Source organism: Vibrio sp. OPT24, from assembly GCF_015163545.1.
Classification (GTDB): domain Bacteria; phylum Pseudomonadota; class Gammaproteobacteria; order Enterobacterales; family Vibrionaceae; genus Vibrio; species Vibrio cyclitrophicus.
The window spans coordinates 126,190-152,552 of sequence record NZ_JADDYI010000081.1; the positions used below are offsets into that span (position 1 = coordinate 126,190).

25 protein-coding genes, 7 tRNA genes and 1 other RNA gene are annotated in these 26,363 nt (G+C 43.5%); 17 read left to right on the forward strand and 16 right to left on the reverse strand.

The features are described 5' to 3' along the window. Positions 1-129 precede the first annotated feature (129 nt). Positions 130-1,044, forward strand: coding sequence for a Tim44 domain-containing protein (locus IQO02_RS20820; RefSeq protein ID WP_010439568.1), 915 nt, complete (start codon positions 130-132; stop codon positions 1,042-1,044). Between the two features lie 650 nt (positions 1,045-1,694). Here IQO02_RS20820 and IQO02_RS20825 read toward each other — a convergent pair. The 7 genes from IQO02_RS20825 to IQO02_RS20855 all read right to left on the reverse strand — a co-directional run bounded on the left by IQO02_RS20825 (position 1,695) and on the right by IQO02_RS20855 (position 2,901). Beyond that, a tRNA-Tyr gene (locus IQO02_RS20825) sits at positions 1,695-1,779 on the reverse strand. Positions 1,780-1,881: 102 nt separating this feature from the next. Further along, positions 1,882-1,966 (reverse strand) — tRNA-Tyr (locus IQO02_RS20830). Between the two features lie 102 nt (positions 1,967-2,068). Further along, a tRNA-Tyr gene (locus tag IQO02_RS20835) sits at positions 2,069-2,153 on the reverse strand. Positions 2,154-2,255: 102 nt separating this feature from the next. Beyond that, positions 2,256-2,340 (reverse strand) — tRNA-Tyr (locus IQO02_RS20840). Positions 2,341-2,442: 102 nt separating this feature from the next. Then, positions 2,443-2,527: transfer RNA gene (locus IQO02_RS20845), tRNA-Tyr, on the reverse strand. 102 nt (positions 2,528-2,629) lie between these two features. Further along, a tRNA-Tyr gene (locus tag IQO02_RS20850) sits at positions 2,630-2,714 on the reverse strand. A gap of 102 nt (positions 2,715-2,816) precedes the next feature. Next, positions 2,817-2,901 (reverse strand) — tRNA-Tyr (locus tag IQO02_RS20855). A 389-nt stretch (positions 2,902-3,290) separates the two neighbouring features. Between IQO02_RS20855 and IQO02_RS20860 the strand changes: the two genes are divergently transcribed. From IQO02_RS20860 to IQO02_RS20870, 3 genes are all read left to right on the forward strand, one after another. Beyond that, on the forward strand, positions 3,291-4,388 hold the full coding sequence (locus IQO02_RS20860; protein WP_022570816.1) for an efflux RND transporter periplasmic adaptor subunit: 1,098 nt from the start codon (positions 3,291-3,293) through the stop codon (positions 4,386-4,388). Beyond that, a complete protein-coding gene (gene vexH, locus IQO02_RS20865) occupies positions 4,388-7,501 on the forward strand; it encodes a vibriobactin export RND transporter permease subunit VexH (RefSeq protein WP_016790812.1) in 3,114 nt (1,037 codons plus the stop codon). Before IQO02_RS20860 ends, vexH begins: the two co-directional genes overlap by 1 nt. 144 nt (positions 7,502-7,645) lie before the next feature. Continuing rightward, complete coding sequence (locus tag IQO02_RS20870; protein WP_010439576.1) at positions 7,646-7,966, forward strand: DUF1244 domain-containing protein; 321 nt, start codon at positions 7,646-7,648, stop codon at positions 7,964-7,966. A gap of 422 nt (positions 7,967-8,388) precedes the next feature. On the opposite strand, the gene IQO02_RS20875 is transcribed toward IQO02_RS20870, so the two are convergent. Further along, a complete protein-coding gene (locus IQO02_RS20875; RefSeq protein WP_010439578.1) occupies positions 8,389-9,456 on the reverse strand; it encodes a PLP-dependent cysteine synthase family protein in 1,068 nt (355 codons plus the stop codon). A 147-nt stretch (positions 9,457-9,603) separates the two neighbouring features. On the opposite strand from IQO02_RS20875, the gene IQO02_RS20880 reads away from it, so the two are divergent. Further along, entirely contained in the window at positions 9,604-10,059 is a 456-nt protein-coding gene (locus IQO02_RS20880; protein ID WP_010439581.1) for an Lrp/AsnC family transcriptional regulator, read from the forward strand. A 72-nt stretch (positions 10,060-10,131) separates the two neighbouring features. Then, positions 10,132-10,797: a hypothetical protein gene (locus IQO02_RS20885; RefSeq protein WP_010439584.1), complete on the forward strand. Its 666-nt coding sequence runs from the start codon at positions 10,132-10,134 to the stop codon at positions 10,795-10,797. A 126-nt stretch (positions 10,798-10,923) separates the two neighbouring features. Here the strand turns inward: IQO02_RS20885 and tesB are convergent, their stop codons facing one another. Further along, positions 10,924-11,784: an acyl-CoA thioesterase II gene (gene tesB / locus IQO02_RS20890; RefSeq protein WP_010439587.1), complete on the reverse strand. Its 861-nt coding sequence runs from the start codon at positions 11,782-11,784 to the stop codon at positions 10,924-10,926. Between the two features lie 168 nt (positions 11,785-11,952). On the opposite strand from tesB, the gene IQO02_RS20895 reads away from it, so the two are divergent. After that, a complete protein-coding gene (locus IQO02_RS20895) occupies positions 11,953-12,393 on the forward strand; it encodes a YbaY family lipoprotein (RefSeq protein ID WP_016768483.1) in 441 nt (146 codons plus the stop codon). Between the two features lie 19 nt (positions 12,394-12,412). Here IQO02_RS20895 and IQO02_RS20900 read toward each other — a convergent pair whose 3' ends face one another. Next, complete coding sequence (locus IQO02_RS20900; RefSeq protein WP_010439592.1) at positions 12,413-12,715, reverse strand: DNA base-flipping protein; 303 nt, start codon at positions 12,713-12,715, stop codon at positions 12,413-12,415. Positions 12,716-12,766: 51 nt separating this feature from the next. Here IQO02_RS20900 and IQO02_RS20905 point away from each other — a divergent pair, with 51 nt between their 5' ends. Both IQO02_RS20905 and ffs read left to right on the forward strand, forming a co-directional pair. Then, the gene (locus IQO02_RS20905; RefSeq protein ID WP_016768484.1) at positions 12,767-13,510 is read left to right on the forward strand and encodes a hypothetical protein; all 744 of its coding nucleotides are present in this window, start codon (positions 12,767-12,769) and stop codon (positions 13,508-13,510) included. Positions 13,511-13,707: 197 nt separating this feature from the next. Then, an RNA gene (ffs, locus tag IQO02_RS20910) (signal recognition particle sRNA small type) lies at positions 13,708-13,804 on the forward strand. A gap of 104 nt (positions 13,805-13,908) precedes the next feature. On the opposite strand, the gene IQO02_RS20915 is transcribed toward ffs, so the two are convergent. Both IQO02_RS20915 and IQO02_RS20920 read right to left on the reverse strand, forming a co-directional pair. Continuing rightward, positions 13,909-14,670, reverse strand: coding sequence for a transporter substrate-binding domain-containing protein (locus IQO02_RS20915; RefSeq protein ID WP_010439644.1), 762 nt, complete (start codon positions 14,668-14,670; stop codon positions 13,909-13,911). Between the two features lie 171 nt (positions 14,671-14,841). Continuing rightward, positions 14,842-15,069, reverse strand: a complete 228-nt coding sequence (locus tag IQO02_RS20920; protein WP_102282723.1) for a hypothetical protein — start codon at positions 15,067-15,069, stop codon at positions 14,842-14,844. A 332-nt stretch (positions 15,070-15,401) separates the two neighbouring features. Between IQO02_RS20920 and IQO02_RS20925 the strand changes: the two genes are divergently transcribed. From IQO02_RS20925 to IQO02_RS20945, 5 genes are all read left to right on the forward strand, one after another. Next, positions 15,402-16,235, forward strand: a complete 834-nt coding sequence (locus IQO02_RS20925) for an AraC family transcriptional regulator (RefSeq protein ID WP_010439648.1) — start codon at positions 15,402-15,404, stop codon at positions 16,233-16,235. A gap of 117 nt (positions 16,236-16,352) precedes the next feature. Beyond that, positions 16,353-17,087 (forward strand): AzlC family ABC transporter permease, encoded by a 735-nt coding sequence (locus IQO02_RS20930; protein WP_016787962.1) that lies wholly within the window; start codon positions 16,353-16,355, stop codon positions 17,085-17,087. Then, a complete protein-coding gene (locus tag IQO02_RS20935) occupies positions 17,084-17,413 on the forward strand; it encodes an AzlD domain-containing protein (RefSeq protein ID WP_010439654.1) in 330 nt (109 codons plus the stop codon). Before IQO02_RS20930 ends, IQO02_RS20935 begins: the two co-directional genes overlap by 4 nt. A 286-nt stretch (positions 17,414-17,699) precedes the next feature. After that, entirely contained in the window at positions 17,700-18,191 is a 492-nt protein-coding gene (locus IQO02_RS20940) for a DUF2059 domain-containing protein (RefSeq protein WP_010439656.1), read from the forward strand. A gap of 194 nt (positions 18,192-18,385) precedes the next feature. Then, positions 18,386-19,171, forward strand: a complete 786-nt coding sequence (locus IQO02_RS20945) for a ribonuclease H family protein (protein WP_010439658.1) — start codon at positions 18,386-18,388, stop codon at positions 19,169-19,171. Positions 19,172-19,350: 179 nt separating this feature from the next. Here IQO02_RS20945 and IQO02_RS20950 read toward each other — a convergent pair whose 3' ends face one another. After that, positions 19,351-20,496, reverse strand: coding sequence for a glycosyltransferase (locus tag IQO02_RS20950; RefSeq protein WP_010439660.1), 1,146 nt, complete (start codon positions 20,494-20,496; stop codon positions 19,351-19,353). A gap of 293 nt (positions 20,497-20,789) precedes the next feature. On the opposite strand from IQO02_RS20950, the gene IQO02_RS20955 reads away from it, so the two are divergent. The 3 genes from IQO02_RS20955 to IQO02_RS20965 all read left to right on the forward strand — a co-directional run bounded on the left by IQO02_RS20955 (position 20,790) and on the right by IQO02_RS20965 (position 23,623). Then, positions 20,790-21,716, forward strand: a complete 927-nt coding sequence (locus IQO02_RS20955) for a glycosyltransferase family 2 protein (protein ID WP_010439661.1) — start codon at positions 20,790-20,792, stop codon at positions 21,714-21,716. A gap of 16 nt (positions 21,717-21,732) precedes the next feature. After that, positions 21,733-23,169 (forward strand): lipopolysaccharide biosynthesis protein, encoded by a 1,437-nt coding sequence (locus IQO02_RS20960; protein WP_010439664.1) that lies wholly within the window; start codon positions 21,733-21,735, stop codon positions 23,167-23,169. A 136-nt stretch (positions 23,170-23,305) separates the two neighbouring features. After that, positions 23,306-23,623, forward strand: a complete 318-nt coding sequence (locus IQO02_RS20965; RefSeq protein ID WP_010439666.1) for a hypothetical protein — start codon at positions 23,306-23,308, stop codon at positions 23,621-23,623. A 204-nt stretch (positions 23,624-23,827) separates the two neighbouring features. On the opposite strand, the gene IQO02_RS20970 is transcribed toward IQO02_RS20965, so the two are convergent. The 3 genes from IQO02_RS20970 to IQO02_RS20980 form a co-directional block, all read right to left on the reverse strand. Further along, the gene (locus tag IQO02_RS20970; protein WP_016784683.1) at positions 23,828-24,295 is read right to left on the reverse strand and encodes a DUF3429 domain-containing protein; all 468 of its coding nucleotides are present in this window, start codon (positions 24,293-24,295) and stop codon (positions 23,828-23,830) included. Beyond that, positions 24,292-24,837: a glutathione peroxidase gene (locus IQO02_RS20975; protein WP_016784682.1), complete on the reverse strand. Its 546-nt coding sequence runs from the start codon at positions 24,835-24,837 to the stop codon at positions 24,292-24,294. The genes IQO02_RS20970 and IQO02_RS20975 overlap by 4 nt, the downstream gene beginning before the upstream one ends. Before the next feature lie 86 nt (positions 24,838-24,923). Further along, positions 24,924-26,243, reverse strand: a complete 1,320-nt coding sequence (locus IQO02_RS20980) for an ABC1 kinase family protein (protein WP_102282721.1) — start codon at positions 26,241-26,243, stop codon at positions 24,924-24,926. Between the last annotated feature and the right edge of the window lie 120 nt (positions 26,244-26,363).

Consider the following 26,363-nt stretch of genomic DNA (forward strand, 5'->3'; position numbering starts at 1 on the left):
GCTAATTAAGTAACCAATTAATAGCAGCAATATTATGATACATGTGTAAACGCCGTGAATATTTCATTGTTCTTTGTTAACGAGTATGATTAAGGTGTCGAAAGATAAAGAACCCTATAAAGGATAATAATGAAACGATTTTTCTCACTAGTCGCGATCCTGTTGGTAACAGTCGCGGTGACGCCAATCGCGGAAGCGAAAAAGTTTGGTGGTGGTAAGTCATTTGGCAAAAGCTTCAAAACGGCTCCAGCACCAAAACAACAAAACACTAACTCGATCCGACAAGATCAGACGGGTAAGAACACAGCAGCTAACTCTAGCAAGAAAGGCCTTATGGGCGGTCTACTAGGTGGTTTACTTGCCGGTGGTCTTTTAGCTGCATTCTTTGGCGGCGCATTTGAAGGTATCCAGTTTATGGATATTCTGATTATGGGTCTAATCGCTTTCCTAGCGTTTAAATTCCTGCGTGGAATGTTGGGGGCCAAGCAGGGCTCAATGAATCAGCAGAATGGACGTGGCCAACAGCCAGCATTCGGTGGTATGGGTCAGAACAAGTATGAGCAACCTAAGCAACAGCCAAATGTTCATAACTTCGAGCAAGCACAACCTCAATCTCAACCACAAGGTGCTGCTGGCGGCTTTGGCTTTGGTGCTCAAAGCGATGTTCCGCATAATTACCCACCGGGTTTTGATCAAGCGGCCTTCATCAATGGCTCTCGTGAGCACTACCGTACACTGCAAGGTGCATGGAACCACAACGAGCTTAACACGATTGAAGAGTACGTATCTCCAAGCTTATTTGAAGATCTGAAAGCTGAGCGTAACAAGCTAGAGGGTGATCAGCACACAGACGTAATGTACGTTGATGCTGAAATCGTTCGTGCAGACCACGATGGTAGCAAAGCACAGCTAAGCCTTCAGTTTAGTGGTCGTTACCGTGATACAGCGGATGGCATCGAAGAAGATATCACTGATATCTGGCATTTAGAACGCGATCTAACTACTGACAATGCGCCTTGGCTAATTGTTGGTATTCAAGGTTAATCTCGATAGTTAACTAAAAATGAGTTAACTAGATATTACTTTGATTATTGAAAGCCCCTACGGAGAAATCTGTAGGGGCTTTTTTGCGCCTAATAATATGTATCTGTAAGTTGCGTCTGGGAAATTGGCTTTAAGCTTTTTTTGAGGGGGGGAGAGTTTTAGATTCACGGAGCAATACCAATATGACGAAACATGCGGAACAGAGAAATAACATGAGTAGAGGAAGAGTGTCATCAAGACAAATATAAGAGATGTATCTTATTCAAATATTGGATTAACCTGAGACTAACTAACTAACTAACTAACTGATTTCATCTGGATGTAATGAGTAATGACAAAGTTCTTTAAATCCGTATTGGCGCCTGAGATCACGGTGCATCAGAAACAGGACATTGAGAGTAAATGCAAAGAGCAAGTTTCTACAAACTACTTAGGTTGCGCTGCTTATCTGGTTTGTGAGCGTCATGCTTAAGTATGGGAGCACTGATGTCCGAATGAGTCAGACTGATCAAGTTTTTTGTAGTAGTGGGTTAGTGTTTAGGAAGTTGAGGGCAATGTTTAGAAAGATGCGTTTAGAAAGATATAAAGCTCGGAAACGAAAAAAGCCAACTCAATGAGTTGGCTTTTCGATTTTCCAATTAAGGAGAATATGGTGGAGGGAGACGGATTCGAACCATCGAAGGCAGTGCCGGCAGATTTACAGTCTGCTCCCTTTGGCCACTCGGGAACCCCTCCAGGGTGTGTCTTACTCTTCACAAAGTAAGCCTAAATTGATGTTTTCCCATAAGCCCATCAATCAGGTTGTTCTCTTAACTCTAGAAAGAGGTAAGAAGAATATGGTGGAGGGAGACGGATTCGAACCATCGAAGGCAGTGCCGGCAGATTTACAGTCTGCTCCCTTTGGCCACTCGGGAACCCCTCCAGGGTGTGTCTTACTCTTCACAAAGTAAGCCTAAATTGATGTTTTCCCATAAGCCCATCAACTAGGTTGCTCTCTTAACTCTCGAAAGAGGTAAGAAGAATATGGTGGAGGGAGACGGATTCGAACCATCGAAGGCAGTGCCGGCAGATTTACAGTCTGCTCCCTTTGGCCACTCGGGAACCCCTCCAGGGTGTGTCTTACTTTTCACAAAGTAAGCCTAAATTGATGTTTTCCCATAAGCCCATCAACTAGGTTGTTCTCTTAACTCTCGAAAGAGGTAAGAAGAATATGGTGGAGGGAGACGGATTCGAACCATCGAAGGCAGTGCCGGCAGATTTACAGTCTGCTCCCTTTGGCCACTCGGGAACCCCTCCAGGGTGTGTCTTACTCTTTACAAAGTAAGCCTAAATTGATGTTTTCCCATAAGCCCATCAACTAGGTTGTTCTCTTAACTCTTAAAAGAGGTAAGAAGAATATGGTGGAGGGAGACGGATTCGAACCATCGAAGGCAGTGCCGGCAGATTTACAGTCTGCTCCCTTTGGCCACTCGGGAACCCCTCCAGGGTGTGTCTTACTCTTCACAAAGTAAGCCTAAATTGATGTTTTCCCATAAGCCCATCAATTAGGTTGTTCTCTTAACTCTTAAAAGAGGTAAGAAGAATATGGTGGAGGGAGACGGATTCGAACCATCGAAGGCAGTGCCGGCAGATTTACAGTCTGCTCCCTTTGGCCACTCGGGAACCCCTCCAGGGTATGTCTTACTCTTCACAAAGTAAGCCTAAATTGATGTTTTCCCATAAGCCCATCAACTAGGTTGTTCTCTTAACTCTTAAAAGAGGTAAGAAGAATATGGTGGAGGGAGACGGATTCGAACCATCGAAGGCAGTGCCGGCAGATTTACAGTCTGCTCCCTTTGGCCACTCGGGAACCCCTCCAGGGTGTTTTTTCCTAACTCGTAATGGATAGGCTAAAGAGATGTTTTTCCCAACGCATCTCTCAAGTGCGGAGCGCATCATAGCAAACACGTTAAACCTGTAAAGAGTTTTTCTTATGGTTTTGTGTTAAATGCTGCCTTTTTGGGCAAAGATGGCGAAAAGTACGCATATTGCTCGTGAAGTGAACATCTCTATTAAGGTTTGCGTAGTGATAGGTAACACCTTGAGGTAACTGGCTTTCTGTATTGTGTTTGGTTTGTGTAATTTGCGACGAAACGTAAATGGAATTTGACCTAGATTTACACTTCTTGACGTTACAGCATTCATCAGTTGATAGAATATCGTTAATTTCATTTATAGATCTTAAATCTTACTTGCAGACCATTATTATGAAGCATAAATCTGTTTTAACCCTGCTTAGCTTGTCTATTCTTATGGCGTCTCCAGCCGCACTCGCAAAACGCATGGGCCCAAGTACTGTTACTGTTGTTACTGAACAGGTTGATATTCACCAAGTTAGCCAATCTCTCTCGTTGGTCGGTAAGTTAGAAGCCGAACAATCTGTGATTATTACTTCTGAAGTGGCTGGCAGAGTTGATTCTATTAATTTCAAAGCTAATCAAGATGTCACCAAAGGGCAAATGTTGGTTCAGTTAGATGACGACAAAGCTAAAGCTGCGGTTTCAGAAGCGCAAGCATATCTAAAAGATGAGAAACGTAAGCTAGCGGAATTTGAACGCCTAGTGAAACGTAACGCGATCACACAAACCGAAATCGACGCTCAGAAAACCAATGTAGAAATTGCTAATGCTCGACTGGCTGCCGCAAATGCAAACCTAAAAGATCTTCACATTAGCGCACCTTTCTCTGGCACCGTTGGTTTCATCGACTTTAGCCGCGGAAAAATGGTCACTGCAGGCACTGAACTGGTGACATTAGATGACTTGTCTGTGATGCAGTTAGACCTTCAAATTCCTGAGCGTTATCTTTCTAAGCTATCTAAAGGCATGAAAGTAACGGCTCGCACCAGTGCGTGGGGCGATACTCAATTTACAGGTACTGTGGTCGGTATTGATTCTCGTATCAACGCTGAAACCTTGAACTTACGAGTTCGAATCCATTTCGATAACAACAATGATTATCTGAAGCCAGGCATGTTAGTGGCGGCTGATATGGATTTTCCACCAGTAGAAGCGCCGATTATTCCAGTTCAAGCATTGGAGTATTCGGGCACTAAACGTTTTGTTTACGTAATTGATGAAGATAACAAGGCAACTCGAACAGAAGTGTTCCTAGGTGCACGTATCGATAACGAAGTCGTGATTGAGAAAGGTATCGAGATTGGTCAGAAGATCGTGGTGCAAGGTATCGTGAACATGCGCGACGGTGTTTTGGTTCAAGAGCTAGCCGTTAATCGCCCCGCTAAACTTGAGGCCGATACAGCTAATCTTGATGAAAATGCAGCAACACAAGAAGGCGCTAACTAATGTTGTTATCTGATGTTTCTGTAAAGAGACCAGTAGCGGCTATCGTATTGAGCCTGCTTCTGGTTGTGTTTGGTATTGTCTCATTTAACAAGCTTGCCGTTCGTGAGATGCCAGATATTGAAAGTCCAGTGGTGTCGATCAGTACACGTTATGAGGGTGCGTCTGCCACCATCATTGAAAGCCAAATAACTTCCAATCTTGAAGATCAGTTATCCGGTATTAGTGGTATCGATGAGATCGAATCTACAACGCGTAACGGCATGTCGCGTATCACGATTACTTTTGAGCTTGGTTACGACCTCAATACGGGTGTGAGTGATGTGCGTGATGCGGTCGCTCGTGCTCAGCGATCATTGCCTGATGAAGCCGACGACCCGATTGTTTATAAGAACAACGGTAGTGGCGAAGCATCGGTTTATATCAACCTAAGTTCAACCGAGATGGACCGAACGCAGTTAACTGACTACACAGAACGTGTGTTGATTGACCGCTTTAGTTTGATCTCTGGTGTGAGTTCGGTGGATATCTCGGGTGGCTTGTACAAAGTAATGTACGTGAAGCTGAAACCTGCGCAGATGGCGGGTCGTGGCGTTACTACCTCGGACATCACTTCTGCTCTTAACAGTGAGAACATTGAAAGCCCAGGTGGTGAAGTACGTAACGATGCGATTGTAATGTCGGTGCGTACCGCTCGTTCTTACACTGAAGCGGAAGATTTCGAATACCTAGTCGTTAAACGTGCCTCTGATAATACACCTATCTATTTGAAAGACGTAGCGGATGTGTACATTGGCGCAGAAAACGAGAACTCGACCTTTAAAAGTGACGGCGTTGTTAACGTAAGTATGGGTATCGTGCCTCAGTCAGATGCGAACCCACTTGAGGTTGCTGACTTAGTCCATAAAGAAGTCGAAGCAATTCAAAAGTTCTTGCCAGATGGTACTCGTTTGGCTGTCGATTATGACTCAACAGTCTTCATCGACCGTTCGATATCAGAGGTTTACAGCACACTCTTTATTACGGGTGGCTTAGTTATCCTTGTGCTTTACATCTTTATTGGTCAAGCACGTGCAACACTTATTCCCGCGGTAACCGTGCCGGTATCTCTGATCTCGTCGTTTATTGCCGCGTACTACTTCGGTTTCTCTATCAACCTGATTACCCTGATGGCACTTATCCTGTCGATTGGTTTGGTGGTCGATGATGCGATCGTGGTGGTTGAGAACATTTTCCACCATATTGAACGTGGTGAATCGCCACTGCTTGCTGCGTATAAAGGTACTCGTGAAGTAGGCTTTGCGGTAATCGCAACAACGCTTGTATTGGTAATGGTATTCCTACCAATCTCGTTCATGGACGGCATGGTTGGTCTCTTGTTTACCGAGTTCTCTGTATTGCTCGCTATGTCGGTGATCTTCTCGTCGCTAGTCGCATTAACGTTAACGCCAGTGTTAGGCAGTAAAATCCTACAAGCGAACGTTAAACCAAACCGCTTTAACCTGTTTGTCGAGCGCGTATTTGGCAAACTTGAATCTGGATACCGCTCAGTATTGCGCCGTGCTTTAAACTGGCGTTGGGCTGCTCCAATCATCATTATCGCGTGTATGGGCGGTAGTTATGGTTTGATGCAACAAGTGCCGTCGCAACTGACTCCACAAGAAGACCGTGGTGTTATCTTTGCGTTTGTTCGTGGCGCTGATGCAACCAGCTATAATCGTATGTCTGCCAATATGGACATCGTTGAAGAGCGTCTAATGCCGTTGCTTGGTCAGGGCTTCTTGAAGTCATTCAGCATTCAATCACCAGCGTTTGGTGGTAATGCGGGCGACCAAACGGGCTTCGTTATCATGATCTTAGAAGATTGGGATGAACGTGAAGAGACGGCTCAGGAAGCGTTGAGCGAAGTCCGTAAATCGTTGAATGGTATTCCTGATGTGCGTGTATTCCCGTTCATGCCGGGCTTCAAAGGTGGTTCAAGTGAGCCTGTGCAGTTTGTACTGGGTGGCTCTGATTACTCTGAGCTTCAGAAATGGGGCGAACTGTTAAAGCAAGCGGCTGAAGATTCACCAATGATGGAAGGTGCGGACATCGATTACTCGGAGAAAACACCAGAGTTGTTGGTAACCGTAGATAAGCAACGAGCAGCCGAGTTGGGTGTCAGCGTATCAGATATCTCAGACACGCTAGAAATCATGCTTGGTGGGCGCAGCGAAACCACGTTTGTGGACCGTGGCGAAGAATACGATGTTTACCTTCGTGGTGATGAAAATAGCTTCAATAACGCTAACGACTTAAGTCAAATCTATATGCGTACTCAATCTGGTGAGTTAGTGACACTAGATACGCTGACGCATATTGAAGAAGTCGCTTCATCGATTCGTTTGTCGCACTACAACAAGCAGAAATCGGTGACCATTAAAGCGAACTTAATGGAAGGTTATACGTTGGGTGACGCACTCGACTTCCTTGATGAACAAGCGATTGAGCAACTACCGGGTGATATTTCTGTGAGCTACTCTGGAGAGTCAAAAGACTTCAAAGAGAACCAATCGAGTATTTTAGTGGTGTTTGCGTTAGCGATGCTAGTCGCGTACTTGGTATTGGCTGCGCAGTTTGAAAGCTTCATCAACCCGTTAGTGGTGATGTTCACGGTTCCTATGGGTATCTTCGGTGGCTTCTTAGGCCTCGTACTGATGAACCAAGGTCTTAACGTGTACAGCCAAATAGGTATGATCATGTTGATCGGTATGGTAACTAAAAACGGTATTCTGATCGTAGAGTTTGCTAACCAACTTCGTGACCGTGGCATTGAGTTTGAAAAGGCGATCATTGATGCTTCAGCACGACGTTTGCGTCCAATCTTAATGACGGCGTTTACGACGCTAGCCGGTGCAATTCCATTGATTACCTCAACAGGCGCAGGCTATGAAAGCCGAGTAGCAGTGGGTACAGTTATCTTCTTCGGTATGGGCTTCGCGACGTTGGTTACTCTGTTCGTCATCCCTGCGATGTACCGATTGATTTCAGGCACAACACGTTCACCTGGTCATGTGGAAGCGGTTCTAAATAAAGAGCTGAGCCATGACAACGTTGGAAGAAGCAGTCACGGTTAATGAACACGCACGGCCAATGAACATGGAATAGTGTAACAATATAGAAAAGCCTGCGTTTGCTCCTAGCGAATGGCAGGCTTTTTTTGTATAACAACTACAGCTCAACGAATGAATACAAGAAAACAAATACTAAAGGAAAGTAAAGTGGCTGAATTTAAATACAAAGATCTTTCTCAAGAAGAACAAGATAAACTAGACGCAGCAACCTTTCGTCGCCTGTTAGCACATTTAGATAGCAATAAAGATGTGCAAAACATCGACCTAATGATCTTGGCGGGCTTCTGCCGCAACTGTTTCAGTAAATGGTACAAAGCCGAAGCTGAGCAACAAGGCCTAGATTTGGATATCGATGACGCTCGTGAGCGCGTTTATGGCATGACTTACGATGAGTGGAAACAAAACCATCAGCCAAAAGCGACACCTGAGCAACTAGCGGCGTTTGAAGCAAAGCAGAAGCCAGAATAATTTGTCGCATTAGCAGTAAAGAGATAGGAATAAGCGACACTGACTGCAAACTATCTATAGCAAAAAGAGCCCATCATGGGCTCTTTTTTGTTTTGTATTTAGGGCGTGTTGATCTTTCGAGCTGATTTTTGCAGCGAGTTGCAGGGTATTTATACAAGGCAGAGGCTTTGATGTGTAGCTAGCCTACATGAGAAGCCGATAACGCAGTAGAAATGACCAGCAAACGCTGCCCGGAGGGTTCGAGCTGGGCGCCCCCGCAAAAAGCGTTTTACTCTTTGTTGAGGGAGATTTGCTTAGAATGACTAGGCGACTTCCCCCTCGCCGCGATTAAAACGCTTTTGACTAGGCGTCCCCATCCGAACAAAATTTAACCACGAAAGGTCAGCACGCCCTAGTCTTAGCTATGAATGCTAGTTTCGATCTTAAGCCAGCTCACCCGTTTGCGAGAAAGCTTCTAGCTTCGCCGCGTAAGGTTGTAGGTCACCGATATTCAGATTTACCCACTCGTCATTGAAGTAAGTGTCTAGGTAACGTTCACCGCTGTCACATAGCAAAGTCACGATAGAACCTTTCTCTCCACGCGCTTTCATCTCACTGGCTAGCTGAAGCACACCGTACATGTTAGTACCGGTTGATGCGCCAACTTTGCGGCCAAGAATATCAGACAACCAATGTGTCGTTGCGATGCTTGCTGCGTCTGGGATTTTACGCATTTCGTCAACCACACCAGGAATGAAGCTTGGTTCTGCACGTGGGCGACCAATACCTTCAATCTTGCTGAATGTATTGCCTTTCACGTTCGCATTGCCTGTTTGGAAGTATTCGAGGAATACTGAGTTCTCTGGGTCGACAACACAAAGCTTAGTTTCATGCTGTTGGTAGCGAATGAAACGGCCAATAGTCGCTGAAGTACCGCCAGTACCTGGGCTCATTACTACCCATGCTGGAACTGGGTGATCTTCCATCTGCATTTGATTGAAAATCGAGTTCGCGATGTTGTTGTTACCACGCCAGTCGGTTGCGCGCTCAGCGTAAGTAAATTGGTCCATGTAGTGACCATTCAACTCTTCTGCTAAACGGCGAGACTCATCGTAAATCTCATCTGAGCGATCAACAAGGTGCGCTTGGCCGCCGTAGAATTCAATCTGCTCAATCTTCTTCTTCGCTGTGCATTTTGGCATTACCGCAATAAACGGAAGACCAAGTAGGCGAGCAAAGTACGCTTCAGACACCGCCGTACTGCCCGATGAAGATTCAATGATCGTTGTTTCTGGGCCAACCCAACCGTTACAGATAGCGTATAAGAACAGAGAACGCGCTAAACGATGCTTCAAAGAGCCAGTAGGGTGTGTACTTTCATCTTTAAGATAAATATCAATGCCTTCTACGCTAGGTAAATCGAGCTTGATCAGGTGCGTATCCGCTGAGCGTTGGTAATCAGCTTCAATTTTACGAATCGCGTTGTTAATCCATTGATGGTCAGTACACATAGGCATTCTCTTGATACTAAGTAGGAATTATTTGTAATTGGTATGGTTATAATCTAGCGATATCTAAGGAGAAAAACTTTGCCATATTTCCTTTGTTTTGCTTAAATTGTAGAAAATTATTCTCTTTAAAAGTGGTTTGGTGAAATTGTGATAGATGCCGTAGATAAAAAGATATTAAGGCTGTTACAAGAGGACAGCACGCTGTCGTTGAATGACATATCTGAAGCGGTCAACTTGACGACCACGCCTTGTTGGAAAAGGCTTAAGCGACTTGAAGAGAACGGCATTATTGAGAAAAAAGTCGCGTTGTTGAACCCTGAAAAACTCGACCTTTCCTTTACCGCGTTCGTGTTGATTAAAACCAGCGATCACTCTCATGAGTGGTACGGTCGTTTTGTAAACACCGTGTCTGAATTTCCAGAGGTGATGGAGTTCTACCGTATGGCGGGCGAGTATGATTATATGATGAAGGTTCAAGTGAAAGACATGAAGTGCTTTGATGATTTCTACAAACGCTTAGTGAATAGCATTGATGGTATCTCTAACGTGACATCGACTTTTGCGATGGAACCATTGAAGTACACGACAGCATTGCCGCTTTAAGCAGTGTCTGATAAAACACTCACCATCGTCTCAGTTTAGATGTCGCCTCTGCGATAAAGAAAAGGACTATTCATGTTTGCAAAAGTATCTACTGCTATCCAGCTGGTATTGGCGGTCGCCATTTTTTATTTGGGTTACACCATCTACTCATTTACCAATAAAGTCGGTGAAATCGTTGATACTTACCCGCAGGTGATCGAAGACTTATCGGTACTGACCAAGGAACTCAAAGTTGAAGAGTGGTTGGCATTTGCTGAGCATGTTGATGAACTTGCTCCTCAAGTATTAGAGACGGTTGAAGATGTTAGAAAAACCATCGCTCAAGTCAATAACACAGTTTCATCGGTCGATAGAAAAATCCCCGCCATTCTAGATGAAGTTAAGAGTGTTCGAACAGAAGTCGAACAAGTTAGAACCGATGTGATTCCTCCAACATTGACGGAATTAAAGCGATATCGTGTCGATGTGATGCCACCAATGCTTGCTGAGAGTAAATCTTATCGAGAGCAAACCATTCCAGTGATTATTACTGAATCTGAAATGCTAAGAGCGGAAGTACCGGATATTTTGGTACAAGCGAATTTGTTGGCAGATAAGAGTAGAGAATTAGCTCAGGGCGCAGCAGAAGGAGCGGTGAAAGGAGTGGTGCTATCACCATTTAATTTACTGCGAGACGCGGGAGATGGCATTAAAACGCGCGTACAAAGTGAACTCGAGCCGATGCTTGAGGTTGAATAGAGTTTTATTGATTTTTAAGTGACGAGTTTTCTTAAGCGTCATTAAAGAAAGAGGCTAGGTATTATAAACCTAGCCTCTTTTTGTTTGCTCGTACTTATTTGGGGCTTTTAAAACAGCGCTTGATCGCTATTTAGTAAAGCGCATCACACCTTCTTGTACTGCAGTCGCGACTAATTCACCTTTTTGGTTGTAAATTTCACCACGTACTAGGCCGCGAGTATTAGCCGCGGTCGGGCTTTCAATCGCATAAAGTAGCCATTCATCCATCTTAAACGGGCGGTGGAACCAAATAGAGTGGTCAATCGTAGCGACCTGAAAGTTTGGCGTCATAATGGACACTTCATGAGGATGAAGCGCTGTCACTAAGAAGCCCCAATCGGATGCGTAGGCCAACAAATATTGGTGAATAAGCTGATTATCTGGCAACGCGCCATTTGCTCTTACCCACAGATATTGCTTCGCTTCGGCCTTTTTAGGGTTTAGCGGGTTAACAACCGTGACAGGGCGCATCTCAATCGGTTTTTCTCCACAGAAAGTCTTACGCAGTTTCTCAGGTAAGAATTCAGCAATGTGACTTGCCAGTTCAGTTTCTGATGCAAAGTTCTCCGGACCTGGAATATCAGGCATAGGATTTTGGTGCTCGAAGCCTGGAGCATCGCCATGATAAGAAGCCGTGAGATAGAATATAGGGCGGCCATTTTGAATCGCTTTAACACGGCGTGTGCTAAAGCTGCGTCCATCTCTTAAGTTTTCAACATCATAAATAATGGGCTTTTCGGGATCACCTGGGTACAGAAAGTAACTATGGAACGAGTGAACACTTCGGTCATCTTGAACAGTATAGCGAGCAGCAGAAAGCGCTTGTCCCAATACTTGACCGCCATAAACCTGCGGAAGACCTAGGTTTTCACTTTGCCCTCGGAATAAACCTTCTTCCAGCTTTTCAAGCTGAAGTAAACTGAGTAATTCTTGTAAAGGTTGACTCATCGTCAGTATTCCTCTTCGTAAAATGGGTGTCAGATTAGTGTGCTAATGATTTAGCTTAGTCAAATATCTGTCAATAAATCATAGGGTTTCGAGACAGAATATGAAAGCTCTCTTATAATTAGGCCGTAGATTTGTCGATTCCGACAAACATGTTGAGAGAAATTGAATATGAAAAAGGCTCTAATTTTTATTACGTCTTTATTATCGTTTGGCCTACTTGTTGGTTGCCAAGCAACATCAGAAACGAGCGCTTCTCAAGAAGCCGTTGCAGAGAATACTCAAGTGATTTCAGGCACAGTAAGCTATCGCGAAAGAATTGCATTGCCAGAGAATGCCGTGATTACCGTAACGCTAGAAGATATCTCACTTGCTGACGCATCATCAATCGTGATTGCGACTCAAGAGTTCACTGCTGATGGTAAACAAGTCCCTTTCGCATTCGAATTGAGCTACGACAACAACAAAATTCAAGCTAACCACCGTTACAACATGCGTGCAACGATTCATGTAGACGGTAAGTTACGCTTCACGACAGATACAGTTAAGTCTGTGATTACTGATGTAGAAAACACGCAACAAGCAGACCTGCGCTTGGTTGGTGTTCGTTAATTAGAAATGGATGGCAGCCCTAGGGCTGCCATTTGTATATTCTGAGTTTGATCTTTCCTGCATCACTCACTTCAATCCCTTCTTCGACCAGATGCTTCTTTTGGCGATCCAATGAATCCCCTTTCAAAGAGATCTCACCTTTACTGTTAATCACCCTATACCAAGGTAGTTTACTTCCTTCTGGTAAGTTACCTAACGCTTTACCTACATGGCGTGCATAGCCCGGAAAACCTGCAAAACGTGCTATATCTCCATAAGTTGTTACTTTTCCATATGGAATTTGGTGAATCACAGCAAAGATTTGGGCTAAAAATTGGTCCATACTAAAAGTTCCTAGTTCATTAATACCACGGATCGGTAGAAGGAGAGGGCTATGGTATTTTCAACATTTCAGTTCTTGATCACCACATTATTAGCGGTTGTTTGTGCGAGAGCAATCAGTTTAAGTGAAGGTGACATTCCAGTGCTTGCAATGGTCATTCCTGCATTGTGGATATTACCGCAGGGCGGCATTGCAGGATTAGCTTTGCTTGTTTCTATGACCACTTATGGTTTAACGCTTCCTTTACAGCCTATCACGCTATCGGTCAGTGCATGGGTTTTGTTCCCATTGCTGATGGTTGTCTTTTCAAAACGCAGCAGTTTATCCGTTGTCATTATTTCCGGACTGATCGTTACCACTTTACAGGTGGGAATCATGGTTACGCAATCGGCAGGTAAGCTTGATGGTGTTCCATGGGTTACCACACTACAAACATTGTCAATCATCGTTATTTGGTGGGCGGCAAATCACCTTAAGCCAGCCAGCCGACACAGCTGGTGGTCATTGGGTTTGATATTGCCATTATGGATAGCCGACTTGCCATATGCCGCTTTGGTTGCTTTGTGTGTAACGGGCATCATGGCGTCGATGGAAACGCTGACACGCTTGAAGACCTTCCGTTGGAACAAGCTATTATGTTGGACACTGCCTACGGTAGGCTTTGCTGCTCTGGTGATCACGCCAAGCATTGAAGTTCCAAATCCGGTATTTGTGGTTTGGTTGTGCTTGCTAGGCACAGCATGGATGACTGATTACATCATTCGTACCGAAGATAACGAAGACATCGATATCTAGCCTTAAAGATGCTCAAATCCTTCGAACGTAGGTAAATGGTGAATTTACCTACGATTTTCTAGTGGTTTGAATAAAGGATAAGCACTTAGACCGCAATTGTTCAAAAATAGGGTCGAAGAGCTTGCAATGGTTGCTGCGATGCTTAATAATCCAATCACTCTTTGAGGCAAGCCTCTTAGAAAAAGAATCTATGGAGGCTCTGGTCCTCCCGCAACACTAACTTGTGAACTCGGTCAGGCCTGGAAGGGAGCAGCCGCAGCAGGCGACGTGTGTGCCGGGATGTGGCTGGGGCTTCCACCCATAAAAAAAGCCGCTCTTAATGAGCGGCTTTTTGCTATCTGTAGCTTTAAAAAAGTGAACAATACTTGTAAGTAGTGAAGTTCACTTTTTACTCTAGTCTATTCGTAAATGCTGTACGAAAAGTATTTGCTCGCAATTTTTTGGTGCTGACCATTGTCAATCAGCCTTTGTAGCCCGCTATCGATAAGATCTTTCAATTCGTTATCTTGTTTTCTAACAGCGACGCCAATACCTCGACCAAACCACTTCTCTTCTGTAAATTTAGGGCCGGTAAAATGGTAGTCCTTGCCTTGTTCCGTTTCAAGGAAGCCTGTGTTGAGTCCCATTGAGCCACCAAACACAGTATCAAGGCGACCGTTCAGTAAATCAGTAAAGGCTTCATCGAATGAGCCATAACGTTTAATGTCTACATCTGGGTATATCTCAGAAAGATATTTATCACCAATCGTTGCCCGCTGAACCCCAATAGTCAGGTTATTCAAGCTGTCATCATCCATGTTGATCTCTCTGCCTTTTTTCATCACAAAGCGAGTAGGTACTTTGGCATATGGGATGGTGAAGTTAACTTTCTTTTCACGTTCTTCGGTGATTGTCATTGCTGCGATTATCGCATCATTCTTACGACTTAAGAGTGACGGGATAATACCGTCCCAATCTGTTTTTGAGATAATACATTTGACACCCAACTCAATACACAACGCGTTGGCTAAATCGACCTCGAACCCTTCAAGCTGACCATCTTGTGTTGTCCAACTAAATGGTGGGTAAGCCCCTTCAACAGTAAAACGAATCTGTTTCCAATCTTTTGCGTATGTGAACACAGAGAAAACACTGACGAATGCAACTAATATCCATTTCATTTTCATTTCCTTATAGTAGTAATGGATATCGATAGTTAACTACTTGTTAATATTTATCAATATAAATGTGGGTAAATTTGTAATAAGGCTCAAATATGCAGATGAGTTGGTATAAGTACAGTGTGTAACTTCGTTGAATCGCCTTTTAATATGCAACTGATTTTATTTATCCTAATTAGCTGGCAGCACAACAGCAGAAGCTTCTTCCACTGAATCTTCTTTGTGTTCTATTTGCCCCGCAAACCAATCTACTGTCTTTGTGAAATACAGTTTGTTGGTTTCGGTATCGCACCAATTTTTTGACAACCCTCTTCGATTAAACTCGCTGCCAATTGCGGCGAGTGTTTGGTTACTTGAGCGCCCGTAATATAAAGTATCGCACAGTTGAAAGTTGGACATCGACTGTGGGTAGGTATTGACTGATTGTGCGTGCATCCTGTCAGGTTTAACAGAAATAAAATAATCAAGGTTGGTGTTGGTTTCATGGCTTTTTAAGAGAACTAACGGAGTTTGGTGTCGATTATGAGGATGGATGACGTTAAAAATTGTCAATTTTAATTCAATCCATGACGCAATGAGATCTTTGTACCAACTAAGTGGTAGGTTGTTGTGTTCTGTTGTTTCTTGACCTTCTTGTTAAACGACCAAATGCGCAATTTTGTACAAAAGTTGCGAGAGCCTATAGAGTAGACTGATAAGTCGCTCGATAATTAACAGGCTTGGGGATGGTTATGGATAACAAAAAGCGTTCTAAAGAGAAAGCCGAATACAAGATCACAGAAGAGCTCGGTGGCCTTGAAATCCTCAATGCAGAATATGAAAAGCAGAACTTCTCACGTCATAGCCATGAAGGTTACACACTCGGTGTGATTGAGCAGGGGGCTCAGCGCTTCTATCGAACCGGAGGGCATCATGTCGCGCCTCAAGATGCGATCATTCTGGTCAATGCTGATGAAGTTCATAGCGGTCATTCTGCTACCGAAGGTGGCTGGGCGTATCGTGCAATGTATCCACTGCCAGAACAACTTGCCAAAATCACGCAGGAACTCAATCTGCCGAATTATGGGGCTCCTTACTTTCCTAGAGCGGTGGTTGAAGACCCTGAACTCGCCAATCAACTCAGATTAGTTTTCAACACGATTGATGAATCAGATAATCGCCTGCTAAGAGAAACCTTGATGTACGGGATGTTGGTTAAACTGATTAGCCGACATGGGAAGTCGAGCCTTAAGCCTCTGTTAGATGGAAAAACTCAACGCCAACTTGTTCTAGTGAAAGAGTTTTTAGACGATTTTCCACAAGCAGATGTGTCATTGGAAGAATTGTCGAAGCTTGCGGCTTTAAGTCCATTTCACTTGGTGCGCTCCTTTCAAAAAGAATTTGGTCTTCCGCCACATGCATATCAAATTCAATCCCGACTCAGGCTTTCGCGTAAATTGTTAAAGCAAGGGCATTCGATCTCGGATACCGCGCAAGAGTGTGGTTTTCACGATCAAAGTCATTTTCATAGGCACTTTAAGAAAGCCAACGGTTACACTCCAGGTCAGTACATTAAGATGCGTTGATTTAATTTGATTGCTTTGACTTGGTACCTTAGCTTTTGTGACAAAGCAACTTTGTACAATCGAATAAGTGAGCGCTCTTTTACAGTGGAAAACCAATGTAACGAGAACTAAGAGAATATGGATAACAACACAATGGATAAACGTACGCAGTTATGGAAAGGCGTTATGGCAGCGATGCCGTTAAGTATTGCCGTCATACCGTGGGGCATATTAGCAGGCTCGTATGCGATAGATGCTGGACTGAATCAGCTTCAAGCTCAGGCTATGTCTGCCATTTTATTTGCGGGCTCAGCTCAGCTAGTGGCTGCGGGTATGTTTAAAGCGGGTATTGGTTTAGGGACTATGTTGTTAACTACGCTGTTTATTACGTCAAGACACTTTCTTTATAGTGTCTCTATGCGTGACAAAATTAGTCACCTTCCTGCACGTTGGCGTTTACTGCTTGGTTTTTGGCTCACTGATGAACTGTTCGCGATTTGCAGTGGGCAATCCCAACAAGAGTTTAATCGTTGGTATGCCGCGGGCGTGGGTGGCGGATTTTACCTCGTTTGGAATATTGCCAGCTTTGTCGGCATTGTCGCAGGTAGTCAAATTCCATCACTTAACGAAATTGGCCTCGATTTCGCGGTCGCCGCAACTTTCATTGCTTTGGTTTTTCCTTTGATTCGAACACTGCCAACGGTGGTGTGTGTTGTGGTGTCATTGGTGACCTCTGTGGCAATGGCGGTCAATCAGGTTGAAGGGGGGCTGATGATTGCTGCGATTTCAGGTATGTTGGCGGGCTTCATTAGTGAATCATTTGTTGAACGACACAATGGTCAGAAACAAGCGAATGAAGGAGAATCAGCGTGATTTGGTTATCGATATTGCTCATGACAGCGATTGTTTTTTTTAGTCGGTATGTGTTTCTAGAGCCTTCAATTCCTCTTCGGCTGAATAGTACGGCAAGGCGCCTACTGCGATATTCAAGCCCCGCTGTATTAACGGCTATTTGGGGGCCGATTGTATTCGCTCCTGAGCAATCATTCTGGCCAAGCCTCGAAAACCCATATTTAATCGGCGCTCTTGTGACTGGGTTACTGATATGGAAAACAGGAAATGTGCTGTTAACGATTGGAGTCAGTATGGCCGTGTTTTTGTTCTATAACTTAGTCGCAGTTGAGTTTCTTTTCCTTTAATTTCCTGCTTAAAAGACATGGTATGTCTAAAACACAGTGATCTTTTGAAACGAGCTGCTTTCAGTGATGTCCTTCGTATATTTTCGTAATGGTGCGGTTTAAGATTAGATGCATTTGATTACATATGCTTTCGTGTGGTTTAATCTGTTTTAATTATGAATTGCAAGTAAGTAAATTTATAGTTAATTCAAAAGGTTGATATGTAATTTGTGTTGAGCCACACAATCACTTAGTGATAAATCGAACGAATCTTTTCTCTAATATAAATCGCCCAAAGGACTTAATAATGCACAAACTTCTCGCCATTTTCTTTCTGCTAGTTCCGCTACAATTGTCAGCTGCACAGGACACGAAGCAAGCGTTAGTAAAAGAGCTTCTTCAGATCATGGATGTCGATTCCACGTTGGACGCGGTATTCCTTCAAATGGATAGCATGATGGCTGATATGTCTAAAGAACTCGAGGTTTCAGACTCAGAACGAGATATTTTTGATGAATACTATCACAGCATGAATGACTTGATGAAAGAAGAGATGAGTTGGAAAAAGCTAGAGCCAACAATTGTAACGATCTACAGTGAGCAGTTCACTGAAGCTGAGGTCGAGGCTATGATCGATTTCTACAAAACAGAACATGGTAAGAGTATTCTGAAAAAGATGCCAACTGTGACAACAGAGTCAATGATTATGACTCAGTCGGTAATGCAGCAAGTTATACCTAAGATTCAAACTTTAACTTCCAAATTAAAACAGGATCTTAAGGAACATAGAGGCTCCTAATTAGATGGATGCTTTCAGGTTGTGATTAAAATTAGCGCTCTATACTTGATTGACAACGCATCTATTCTCACAACACAGTGTGCCTTCTATGTAATGATTTATGTGTTGCGAACATAATCAGGCATAATAATATCCCCACAGCAGAATCATTTTGGTGTGGGGATCGTGTTTTAAGGTTCTGGTAAGGAGTTAGTTTGGCTAAGAAATATTATGTGGTTTGGAAAGGTCGTACACCGGGTATTTTTACCACTTGGAATGAATGTAAATCGCAAGTTGATGGTTTTGCCGGTGCGAGATACAAATCGTTTCCCACATTAGGTGAAGCTGAATCTGCTTTCGGTGGTAAAAAGTCGTCTGTGTCTGCTCCAACTTATAATTTTACATCCGTAAAACCAAGTGCTACAAGTAAGGCGAGCAAAGCTAAAACTCCGCCGCTTTCGGAGCAGCAAATCACTGATATGCCTTTTGACATCAAGATCTTTACTGATGGTGCTTGTGAGCCAAACCCTGGAGAGGCCGGTACAGGTTTAGCGGTTTATCTAAATAATGAGTTAACGGAATTGTGGTATGGCTTGTACCAAGCTACGGGCACCAACAATACCGCAGAGCTACAAGGTTTGAAGCAAGCATTTATACTCGCCAAAGAAAAACTGCAAGCTGGATTGTCTGTTGCGATTTATTGTGACTCAAAATACTCAATTGACTGCATTACCAAGTGGGCTTCAGGTTGGGAGAAAAAGGGCTGGACGAAGTCGGGTGGTGAGATTAAAAACCTCGATATCATCATGCCAGCCTATGCAATGTACCAAGAGATCGCTTCTCAAATCACTATCTATCATGTTAACGGTCACGTTGGTATTGAAGGTAATGAACTTGCAGACCGAATGTCTATCGTTGCGATTGCATCGAAAGAACAAGGCCTGAGTCAATATACAGAGACGGACGATCTTACTGAGATTTTAGCGTTGCGAGCGGGTTAAGAGCACACGACAAACTGTTTTAGTCAAAGGAATCATTATAGCCCAGCGTTATTGGGCTACTTCTATTCAGACTCATGGTGTATAGAACTAAAGCGTTACAGTGTGTATCAATGTGACGCTATGGTTTTTTGTTTAGCTTCTAATCCATTGCACACCTATTTGCGTGTTTATAGACAATCTTAAACTGGATTCTCTATCCAGTGAGACAGCTGCTGAGCTTGTTTAAGAGAGTTGAAGCGTTTCTCTACTCTTGTTCTTGCCATCATGCCCATCTCTATTTTGTCATTACTACTTAATTGCGCAAAACGCTCAATGCTTTCTCTTAACTCGTCGACGTTTTTTTCATTCACTAAAAAGCCAGTATCAGGTGTGACAATCTCCTTACAGCCCATAATGTTGGTTGTAATCACGGGGGTTCCGACAGCCATAGCTTCTTTTAGTACTAACGGCCCAGTATCAACACAACCTGTTTCTGAAAAACAGAAAGGAGCGACTAAACAATCGTAATGCGGAAGGTTTTCTTTTACCCATTCATGAGGCTTTGAGCCCAGAAAGGTGACATTTCGAGTTAACCCTTGTTGCTCTACTTGCATTTTTAACTGCGACTCTAAATCTCCAGTGCCAACGATATCGAGATGAATGTCGAGAGGCTCGGCTATCGGTGCTAAAGCGTCAATGAGAAAGTGGATACCTTTTTGTTCAACTAGTCTTCCCAGGAAAACAAAACGAAGCTGCTTGGTTTCAGTCTTTGGGTGTAACCGGAATTGCTTGGTATTTACACCGCAATGTAGGAGCTTTATGTTTCCTTTGGCCATGTGATTAAAGTCTGTGAGCATGTCTTTACAGACTGCGACCACAAAATCACTCGATGTAATTTTACGTTCAATATCGTAAGCGAATTCGTAAACATCATGACCATGGGCGACAAACGAACACGTTATATTGAGAAGCTTAGCGGCGACTATAGCGTGGGCGGTGGTGTGTTGGCAGAAATGAGCATGAACATGGTTGACGTCTTTTTCTGCAAGTTGTAAAGCCAGCTTAAACCCATAAGCAAAAAGTGACTTCTTCGGCATGCTAGTCTGCTTAGAGACAAACGAAAGTGCTTTGACAAAACCCACCCAATTGATGCTAGTTATCTTGCCCGCCCGAACATCCTTGCCAATTTTGACAATGTCATAGTCGAAAGCTTTTTTACTTTTTTCTACTTCGAATGCCATTACGCATACCTGATGCCCACACGCTTTCACGGAGTCGACCTCTGTTTGAATGAAGGTCTCACTGAGCACAGGATAGGTTGGCGCTATAAATGCTACTTTTTTCATTTTCTTCTCCTTGTGTATCGGCCACTACAATGGTTTAAGCAAAATACGAACCAAGATGAGAGGGTACTGAAGAGGTGCTTTTTAACGGTTTTTTGCTGTTATCGTCAGATCGCTTTTGATTTTCTCAAATTGGTAGTCAAATTGGATATTTGAATTTCTGTGTCGACAGTGCTTGTTCGTCATTTTGCGAACAGATACGTAGGGTGCTGATATAAGGCCAGTTTAATAGTGAGGAATACTCGGCACAGGATATGCAGACATGCTGTGTAAGATATAAATCTGAGATCGTCACTATGGCTAAAGTTAGTATTGTTATTCCTACTTATAATTGTTTGGGCTACCTGCCGAAGGCAATCGGCAGCGTACTCAAGCAGACTCATCAAGACCTTGAGCTGATCATTATTGACGATAACAGCAATGACGGGACGTCAACTTATCTTTCTTCGATACACGATGAGCGAATTATAAAGTTATCGACGTTGGGCGTAGGTGCTCCTCAAGCCAGAAACTTAGGGATCGAAAAAGCGTCCGGTGAATTCATCGCTTTTTTAGACGCTGACGACTTTTGGTTCCCTGAAAAAATTGAACGACAACTTGAATTCCATCAGCGGAACCCCGATCTGGCGATGAGTTTTACTAACTACGAGCATCTCACTGAAGACTACCAAGTGATTGTCGACTGCTTCAGTTATTGGTCGCAGTTTCAAGATCATGACGAGTTATTCTTTAATATTGAAAACCCACTAGAGTTTATTATTGAAAATAACGTGATTGGCACATCGACAGTGATGGTGAAAGCCGATGTCTTTTCGCAAACAGACACTTTTAACGCGGACATTACTTACGGAGAAGATTGGGAGCTTTGGCTTCGCGTGAGTGAGAATCATCAGATTGGCGTATTGAATTCAGTGCAAGTTGGTTACTTGATGAGAGCGAATTCTGTTACTCAAACGGAAAGCTTCAAGCTGAGGAATTTGCAGTCTATAGAATCTATTCTTCAGCATTACCAAAATGACAGTGAACGTTGGAACCTACCTTCTTCTAGTTTCAAGATCGCAAAGGCGAGAATACTTGAAGGTTACGCTGACTATTACCGAAGCCTACAACACAACCGACAGGCGGCCGCTTACAGTTTTAGATCTTTGGTTTTGGCTCCTCAAAAACGAACGTTACTACACCTAATCAGAGACTGTAAAAGTTTCCTAACGCCAGCAGGGTAAAGGATAGGTGACCGCTATGGGTTCATTAAAACAGTCAGCCTATTACGCTATTGGTATTGTGATGATGAAAGGGATATCACTTGTGATGATTCCTTACATTACTCACAAAATGACACTAGCAGAATATGGTTCTTTAGAAGCGATTGTCTTGTTAGCAGACATTGGAACGATATTGTTTAGCTTTGGTATCGTTGAGGCAATGTATCGTTATGTGGGCGTGTCCGATGGCGATGAAAAGCGGGAACTCGTTTCTAACTGCTTTACGCTAAGTGTTTTGGTGTGCGTGCTAGGAGGGTTATTAATTGCGCTCAGCATGCCGCTATTGATTTTAATGTTACCCGTCGAATTTCAACCCTACCAAATTTTTATCCTACTCATTCCTACAATGCTTGATGGGGCAATCTCTATTCCTCTGACCTTAATGCGAATGAACGCGATGGCGAAACAATTTTGCCTGCTTAATGTATTGAAAGCCGGTGTTCAAGCCGTGATGACTTTTGCATTGCTTGAGGCCGGATATGGTATTGATGGTGTGTTGATTTCGGCAGCGGTATCGAGTTTGCTGCTAATGATCTGTTTAGTGCGCTATCAATGGCAAGAGATGGGAACATTTGGTTGTTTTAAATACTCAACCAAGATCCTGAAGTTTGGGTTACCCGCTTTGGTGGGAGGGGCATCAATGTATATGATCATGGGGTTAGATCGTTGGGTAATGGCAAGTTTCGTTGGAGTCGAAGAACTGGCGATTTATGCAGTCAGTGGTAAATTTGCGTTGATCCTTGGATTGTTATTGCAACCCTATGCACTGTGGTGGTTCCCAAACCGTGTCGCCATTCTTCAGCAATCAGGAGGTAGTAAGGATTGTGCAGACAAAGCCTTAGTTGGCGTCAATTTCGCCATCGTATTGGGTGCTTTGATGATTTTAACTGTTCCAGGCTTTATCGCTTTAATTCTGCCAAGCAGCTATCAATATTCGGGTACGATTGTTGTCGCATTGCTTGCCATTAGTGTTATCAAGAACGCAGGTGATTATTTGAATCTTGGTTGTTTCAGTGGGAAATCAAGTCAATCGCAAATGTGGATTCAAGGTGGATGCGCGATCTTGGCCGCTATTGGTTATGTCACCGTGACGCCCAGTTATGGCGTATGGGGGGTTATTGTTGTCCTCTGCGGAACTTACATATTGCGATTACTACTTTTATATTTCGTCAGCCAAACAATGGAACCGTTACCTTATCAGCACAGTAAATGGATAGTTGCGCTCAGTATTGCCGTAGTTGCGGTCGCTTGTGATCGATTGCTCGGGTTGGTGCTCGTTGATGTTCATGACTTTGTTTTAGGCTGCTTTGTGGCAGTGGTGACATTAGTGGCCTTCGTAAAATATTCGGTCATCATTATTCCGCCTGTGTTGCTTGATAAGTTCACGTTACGCAAGCACTCCCAGATAAGTTGAAATTACGGCATTTATCTTTAAGCTTTTTCCGGGGTAGACAATGAAAATCTAAGTTTATCAAAATAAAACACTGTTCATAATGTTTGTGATTAGATAGTATTTATAAGTTTGATGAATATTAACTATGGAATGAATTATGAATAAGTGGATTGTATTTTCAGCTATGTTTTCGACCTTATCACATGCTTCCTTAGAGCTTTCTAGTTCTGATTTATCGGCTGGAGATTTTGATATCCCCGAGGCTATCTCGTTAGAACAACAAAGCATCGTATGTGAAAGTGTTGTTTGTAATACGGTATCAGAACCTAAATCTGTCCCGGTTGTTGGTGAAGTGCCGGAGCGTGAGCCTAATCAAACGATAGAAACTTTCGCCAGTGCGATTTATATCGTTGGTGAGATTGGAGCTGCGGAAAACTTATCAACTCCAGAATATGAACAATTTTTCGAAAACTGATTCAAAGGTTTTGACAGAGGGAGGGACAGTTTTCAAGTGTCACTATAAAAGATTTCAAATGCTGTTATAAAAGGTAATCTTGCGTTAAACGATTCAATAACCTTGGTATATTGTAGCTAGGAAGCCCTCAATGGAAATATGGAAGTACTGCTATTCATCCCAGCCTGCTTTGCGCTCAATATGCCTAAACAGGTAAAAACTCACTCAAGTTAACAGCACGATACCATGCATCAACACAACGCTAGAAGTTAGTCGAGTTCTCATTTCAAAATACCCATCAGGCCCTTCGCTTTTATTCTGTTCCTTCATCGACCTCTCTGCTCGCCAAACCGAAATGTAACCGACCAAGAGAATAAGTGTGGTTATGAATTCCTTTTGCTCACCGAGTAGTACCGCTAGCCACGCTGCTAACACAATAACATTGCTTAGAATTAGAGCATTGTTACTTGATTGGATTTTGAAATTCTCTATGCCATTTCCCCATAAAATACCAGACAAGAAACTTAAGATAACCACGCTGTAAGTGATGAAGAGTGTTTCTCCGCTCAAGTTAAAAAACTGACTGTCGGTGAGCGATAACAATAGGCCGAATAAAAAGGGGACTAAACCCATATAGCCGAGCTTAGCCATGGTGTTACGTGTTTGAGTTGTTTCCATGTAATCTGACTTCATAGCTGCTGCTCGATAGCATTTTTGAGGGTACTACTGGTTGGCGACGTAGAACTCGGGAAGGTTGCTATCACTTTGCCTTCTTTGCTGACCAAGAACTTGTAGAAATTCCATTTCGGTTTGATACCAGCTTGTTGTTGGATTTCGGCAAAGACTGGATTTGCGTTCGGCCCAGAGAGTGAAGCACGCGCCATCATTGGAAACGTGACGCCGTAATCCAGATAACAGATTTTGGCAGACTTCTCCTCGCTTCCTCTGTCTTGACGAAAATCATTGCTTGGGAAACCAACAACCGTGAATCCTTGATCTTTATATGTTTGATGCAGTTGCTCAAGTTGCTCGAACTGTGGCGTGAAACCGCATTGACTTGCTGTATTCACGATCAATAAAGTTTTACCTTGAAACTCTTCACACAGCTCAATCTCTTCGTTTGAATTTAACAGCCTTTGTTTGCCGTTGAGTATCTCAGGACAGCTTGCTGAAAAAGCGAATGAACTTGTTAGGCTCGCGATTAGGGCGGTGGAGCACAGCAGCGAATGCTTCATTAGTCTGACTCATTTTAGTTGGCGTAACTGTTACTACTGTTCAACGACTTGAAATGATCACTTTAAAGACCAGAATGGCTTTAGTATCAGCTGTCGCTTAGCAAATAGGGTTCTACCAAGCGCCTGATGTTCACCTTGGCCCCAAGGCGAGATGCCAGCAGATACATGCCTCCAATCTTTCGGTGGAGGAATAGGGCATCGGCTGGTGGTGTGTGCCAATACTCTTGCTCCATGCTGAGTATGGTTCCTGCCTCACGAAGCCTTTGTGCTAAACCACTAGCTTTGAAGTCGTAATCTTCATCGACAAGCATGGGTTCACATGCCATTGTCACTAGGTTGAGAATCGCTTGGCGCTGGTCAGGGAGGATGGTCTCGCTAAAAAATCCAATTTGCTCTAACGCCTTGTTGAGTCCTTGTTCATTGTGATTAATCACAGAGGTAAAGGCTGAACGATAACCATCACTGAAGCGATCACTGTATTCACGGGTGGCACCAAAATCCAACAAGCCAATTTGACGTGTTTGTTCTACATACAAGTAATTAGCGAAATTGGGGTCGGTTTGCACCATCTTGAAGTCAAACAGCTCTTTGAACATTAACTCGATTAGGCTGTGCATCACGAAGTCACGGGTGCTTTGGTCGTAACCTTCTATTTGCTCTATCGAGACACCTTCAATGAAGTCCATGGCGAGGACGGAGTCTGAAGAGACTTGCGGGTGAATTTTAGGTACGACGAAGTGAGAGTGCTCTTTTAATGCATCATGGTAACGAATCGCGTAGTCAGCCTCGCGAGCATAGTCCGCTTCATCATGGAGCTGTTTCTTTGCCTCTTCTAGTAAGCTTTTGTAGTCGACCGACTTTGGTATCAACCCAACAATGTTGAGCAGTGTGCCTACGTTGTCTACATCGCTGTCGATACTTTTTCGAATGCCTGGATATTGGACTTTGATAGCAAGTTTGTCTCCTGCATCACTGTAAGCTTGGTGGACCTGGCCGATAGACGCACTAGCTAAAGGCTTAAAGTTGAAGGTAATAAATTCCACCTTCCAATTTATTCCAAGTGAATTTTCTAATACTTGGTTAAGCTGCTTAGCGGGTAATGGGTCGGCGTCTGAGCGCAAGCGAGCGAGTATATTGGCTAACTCCGGTTCTAGGATATCACCGGCATCCATCGACAGCATCTGACCTAGCTTCATTGCAGCGCCTCGCAAATGTGCCAACTTATCTGTAAGGCGAGCGATATTTTGAGGTGTTAATACCAAGTCTTTTGCTTTGGGTCTGTTTCCCTGCGCGAGCTGTTTCGTGCCTTCAGTTATGACACTTCCCGCTACTCGAGTTGCGAGAGACGCGAATTTACTGAATCTTGAAATACGATGGGTAGGTAGATTTCTTTCTTTTGCCGACATAAAAGTTCTCTCTGGGAATCAAGGTTCTCTACAAAGTTCTATAAATCATTACCCAACCGAATGTTTTGTTGTGGTAACTTATCTCGCGAAATAGTAAACAGAATTTAAAGGACAAAACAT

Bases quoted from the DNA above. Each gene is read 5' to 3' on its own strand.
- IQO02_RS20895 (WP_016768483.1), top strand. From the start codon at position 11,953: ATGAAAAAGGCTCTAATTTTTATTACGTCTTTATTATCGTTTGGCCTA.
- IQO02_RS20860 (WP_022570816.1), top strand. From the start codon at position 3,291: ATGAAGCATAAATCTGTTTTAACCCTGCTTAGCTTGTCTATTCTTATG.
- IQO02_RS20875 (WP_010439578.1), bottom strand. From the start codon at position 9,456: ATGTGTACTGACCATCAATGGATTAACAACGCGATTCGTAAAATTGAA.
- IQO02_RS20950 (WP_010439660.1), bottom strand. From the start codon at position 20,496: ATGAAAAAAGTAGCATTTATAGCGCCAACCTATCCTGTGCTCAGTGAG.
- IQO02_RS20920 (WP_102282723.1), bottom strand. From the start codon at position 15,069: ATGTCCAACTTTCAACTGTGCGATACTTTATATTACGGGCGCTCAAGT.
- IQO02_RS20915 (WP_010439644.1), bottom strand. From the start codon at position 14,670: ATGAAATGGATATTAGTTGCATTCGTCAGTGTTTTCTCTGTGTTCACA.
- IQO02_RS20955 (WP_010439661.1), top strand. From the start codon at position 20,790: ATGGCTAAAGTTAGTATTGTTATTCCTACTTATAATTGTTTGGGCTAC.
- IQO02_RS20975 (WP_016784682.1), bottom strand. From the start codon at position 24,837: ATGAAGCATTCGCTGCTGTGCTCCACCGCCCTAATCGCGAGCCTAACA.
- tesB (WP_010439587.1), bottom strand. From the start codon at position 11,784: ATGAGTCAACCTTTACAAGAATTACTCAGTTTACTTCAGCTTGAAAAG.
- IQO02_RS20970 (WP_016784683.1), bottom strand. From the start codon at position 24,295: ATGAAGTCAGATTACATGGAAACAACTCAAACACGTAACACCATGGCT.
- IQO02_RS20960 (WP_010439664.1), top strand. From the start codon at position 21,733: ATGGGTTCATTAAAACAGTCAGCCTATTACGCTATTGGTATTGTGATG.
- IQO02_RS20940 (WP_010439656.1), top strand. From the start codon at position 17,700: ATGCACAAACTTCTCGCCATTTTCTTTCTGCTAGTTCCGCTACAATTG.
- IQO02_RS20905 (WP_016768484.1), top strand. From the start codon at position 12,767: ATGGTATTTTCAACATTTCAGTTCTTGATCACCACATTATTAGCGGTT.
- IQO02_RS20930 (WP_016787962.1), top strand. From the start codon at position 16,353: ATGGATAACAACACAATGGATAAACGTACGCAGTTATGGAAAGGCGTT.
- IQO02_RS20965 (WP_010439666.1), top strand. From the start codon at position 23,306: ATGAATAAGTGGATTGTATTTTCAGCTATGTTTTCGACCTTATCACAT.
- IQO02_RS20925 (WP_010439648.1), top strand. From the start codon at position 15,402: ATGGATAACAAAAAGCGTTCTAAAGAGAAAGCCGAATACAAGATCACA.
- IQO02_RS20980 (WP_102282721.1), bottom strand. From the start codon at position 26,243: ATGTCGGCAAAAGAAAGAAATCTACCTACCCATCGTATTTCAAGATTC.
- IQO02_RS20885 (WP_010439584.1), top strand. From the start codon at position 10,132: ATGTTTGCAAAAGTATCTACTGCTATCCAGCTGGTATTGGCGGTCGCC.
- vexH (WP_016790812.1), top strand. From the start codon at position 4,388: ATGTTGTTATCTGATGTTTCTGTAAAGAGACCAGTAGCGGCTATCGTA.
- IQO02_RS20820 (WP_010439568.1), top strand. From the start codon at position 130: ATGAAACGATTTTTCTCACTAGTCGCGATCCTGTTGGTAACAGTCGCG.
- IQO02_RS20900 (WP_010439592.1), bottom strand. From the start codon at position 12,715: ATGGACCAATTTTTAGCCCAAATCTTTGCTGTGATTCACCAAATTCCA.